This is a genomic window from Prevotella sp. S7-1-8, assembly GCF_000758925.1.
Taxonomy (GTDB): Bacteria; Bacteroidota; Bacteroidia; order Bacteroidales; family Bacteroidaceae; genus Prevotella.
Window position 1 is genome coordinate 1 of record NZ_JRNC01000148.1, and the last position, 1,072, is coordinate 1,072.

Below are 1,072 nucleotides of genomic sequence, written 5' to 3' on the forward strand. Positions count from 1 at the left end.
CTCAGTAGAAATTTCCTGGGGAATAATTTCTTATTTATCTTAATAATTCCGACCTTCGCATTATGGAAGAAAAAATGTTACGCACCTTGGCAACTCTTGTTTTGCCTTCTCGAATATTAGATTTTTTTACTATAGTTTCTGTCCGTGAGGTTGGACCTGAGTTTCATATTAGTCTTGACGAACGTATGGACAATACTTTATCAGGTGATGCCAACTTCGAGTCCAAGGGGTTCATGGAGGCAGTTAATATAACAGACTTCCCTATTCGAGACCATAAGGTGATCTTGAAAATTCGTCGCAGACGATGGACGGATTTGCGCACGGGCAAGAGTTTTACCCTTCCCATCGCTTTAGACATGGTAGCTCAGGGCACCCGTTACTCCAAGGAATTTGGAGCTTTTTAAAAAGAAACGTATGGAGACTTCCCCAGTGACTTGCCGTACGCTTGAAGATTTCTATCATATTGACGGACACACATTTGAGAAACAATATAAAGAAGTCCTGAGCGGCTTCCGTCAATGGGACCAGATAGATCATGCCGACGAGTGGCTGCTCTTTCCTGACAACATCGGGCCTTCCCTGGCTATTGACGAGACCTCACTGTCCAACGGCGAGCTGTACACTTTTGTGACCAACCGTGCGGCAAGGACACGGGAAGGAAGCCTTGTAGCAGTAGTTGCAGGAACAAAGTCGGAAGATGTCATAGCGGTGCTGGATAGGATTGATGAGGACAAACGCTCCTCTGTTGAGGAAGTCACCCTGGATCTGTCAGACTCCATGCGCAAAATCGTCAAAAGTTCGTTTCCCAACGCCAAGCGTGTCATCGACAGGTTCCATGTACAGAAGTTAGCATGCGATGCCGTACAGGAGTTGCGCATCAAGCACCGCTGGGATGCCATACAGCAGGCAAACGACGAGATGGAGGAAGCTAAACTCTGCGACAAGCCATACAAACCATACAGATACGCCAACGGAGATACAGGAAAGGAGCTTCTCGCCAGGTCAAGATATCTACTCTTCAAGTCCGCTAACAAATGGACTGAGCGGCAGAAACTGCGTGCTAAAATTCTTT

Annotated in this window: 2 protein-coding genes; both read left to right on the forward strand. The window is 46.6% G+C overall.

Annotated elements, in window-relative coordinates; translation table 11 throughout:
• The first annotated feature begins 62 nt into the window (after positions 1–62).
• Positions 63–404 carry a hypothetical protein gene (locus HMPREF1640_RS13960; RefSeq protein ID WP_052051839.1) on the forward strand — a complete coding sequence of 114 codons (342 nt, stop codon included), beginning with the start codon at positions 63–65 and terminating at the stop codon, positions 402–404.
• Between the two features lie 10 nt (positions 405–414).
• Positions 415–1,072: transposase (locus tag HMPREF1640_RS12435; protein WP_197051518.1), on the forward strand; the 658-nt coding region annotated here is incomplete at its 3' end.

Coding starts and splice junctions, on each gene's coding strand:
- HMPREF1640_RS13960 (WP_052051839.1), top strand. CDS start 63: ATGGAAGAAAAAATGTTACGCACCTTGGCAACTCTTGTTTTGCCTTCT.